The sequence below is a fragment of the Actinomadura logoneensis genome (assembly GCF_003428695.1).
Classification (GTDB): domain Bacteria; phylum Actinomycetota; class Actinomycetes; order Streptosporangiales; family Streptosporangiaceae; genus Spirillospora; species Spirillospora logoneensis.
The window spans coordinates 1-2,144 of record NZ_QURH01000608.1; the positions used below are offsets into that span (position 1 = coordinate 1).

1 protein-coding gene is annotated in these 2,144 nt (G+C 73.0%); it reads left to right on the top strand.

All coding sequences use genetic code 11. The annotated features are described in order from the left end of the window. Window positions 1-2,144: Rne/Rng family ribonuclease (locus DZF91_RS24625; RefSeq protein ID WP_147341354.1), on the top strand; the 2,144-nt coding region annotated here is incomplete at both ends.

Below are 2,144 nucleotides of genomic sequence, written 5' to 3' on the forward strand. Positions count from 1 at the left end.
CGTCCGGCGACGAGCACGACGAGGACGACCGCCCGTCCCGCCGCCGCCGTCGCCGCGGCGGACGCGGCCGTGGCCGCGGCCGTGAGGGCGCGGAGGACGAGGCCGGCGAGTCCGAGGCCGAGGACGAGGCCGCCGAGCCCGCCAGGGCCCCGGCGAAGGAGTCCCGCGAGTCCGCCAAGGAGTCGAAGGAGTCCGGCCGGGAGTCCGCGAAGGAGGCCAAGGAGTCCAAGGAGTCCAAGGAGGCGGCGAAGGCCGCCGACGAGCACGCCGAGGACGAGGGCGAGGACGAGTCCGACGAGGGCGGCTCCGGCTCGTCCCGCCGTCGCCGTCGCCGTCGCCGCCGTTCCGGCGGTGACGAGGCCACCGGCTCGGACGACCCGCCGAACACCGTCGTGCACGTCCGCGAGGTGCGCGAGCAGGCTCCGCGGCCGGTCGAGGACGAGGTCCAGTCCGTCCGCGGCTCCACCCGGCTGGAGGCCAAGAAGCAGCGCCGCCGGGAGGGCCGCGAGCAGGGCCGCCGCCGTCCGCCGGTGATCACCGAGGCGGAGTTCCTGGCCCGCCGCGAGTCGGTCAAGCGCGAGATGGTCGTCCGGCAGGAGGGCGACCGCACCCAGATCGCCGTGCTGGAGGACGACGTCCTCGTCGAGCACTACATCAACCGCGCCAGCCACCAGAGCTACGTCGGCAACGTGTACCTGGGCAAGGTCCAGAACGTCCTGCCGTCGATGGAGGCCGCGTTCGTCGACATCGGCAAGGGCCGCAACGCCGTGCTGTACGCCGGCGAGGTCAACTGGGACACCGCCGGGCTCGAGGGCCAGCCGCGCCGGATCGAGTCCGCGCTGAAGTCCGGCCAGTCGGTGCTGGTGCAGGTCACCAAGGACCCGCTCGGCCACAAGGGCGCCCGGCTGACCAGCCAGGTGTCGCTGCCCGGCCGCTACCTGGTGTACGTGCCGGACGGCTCGATGACCGGCATCAGCCGCAAGCTGCCGGACAAGGAGCGCAGCCGCCTCAAGCAGATCCTCAAGAAGGTCATGCCGGAGAACGCCGGTGTGATCGTCCGGACCGCCGCGGAGGGCGCGACGGAGGAGGAGCTGGCGCGCGACGTGTCCCGCCTGGCCGCCCAGTGGGAGCACATCCAGAAGCAGGTCAAGTCGGCGTCCGCGCCGTCCCTGCTGCACGGAGAGCCCGACCTGACGATCCGCGTCATCCGCGACATCTTCAACGAGGACTTCGCCAAGCTCGTCGTCCAGGGCGACGGCGCCTGGGACACGGTCTCGGAGTACGTCGGCTACGTCGCGCCGCACCTGGCCGACCGTGTCGAGAAGTGGACCGGCGACGGCGACGTCATGGGCGCGTTCCGGATCGACGAGCAGATCGCCAAGGCGCTGGACCGCAAGGTCTGGCTGCCGTCCGGCGGCTCGCTGGTCATCGACCGCACCGAGGCGATGACCGTGGTGGACGTGAACACCGGCAAGTTCACCGGCCAGGGCGGGAACCTGGAGGAGACGGTCACCCGCAACAACCTGGAGGCGGCCGAGGAGATCGTCCGGCAGCTGCGGCTCCGCGACATCGGCGGCATCGTGGTGATCGACTTCATCGACATGGTGCTGGAGTCCAACCGGGACCTGGTGCTGCGCCGCCTGGTGGAGTGCCTGTCCCGGGACCGCACCAAGCACCAGGTCGCCGAGGTGACCTCGCTGGGCCTGGTCCAGATGACCCGCAAGCGGGTCGGGCAGGGCCTGCTGGAGGCGTTCTCGGAGACCTGCGAGAGCTGCAACGGCCGCGGCATCCACGTCCACCTGAGCCCGGTCGAGCCGAAGGGCTCCGACAAGGGCGCGGCGAAGGAGCAGTCCGGCCGCCGCCGCAAGCGCAAGGGCGACGTCGAGCGCGCCGTCGAGGAGAAGCTCGCCAAGTCGGTCCGCCGGGACGACAAGGACGGCAAGGACGACCGGGACGACGAGGAGCCGGAGGCGCAGGCCGCCGTCGAGGCCGCGGAGGCGGCCGAGGAGGCCGAGGGCACCGCCCCGGGCGCTCTCACCGAGGAGTCCCCGGAGCCGGTCGAGGCGCCGGCCAACGGCCGGACCCGCCGCCGCACGCGGCGCGCGACCCGTCCGGCCTCGGCCCCGCCCGAGCCGGAGCCCGCC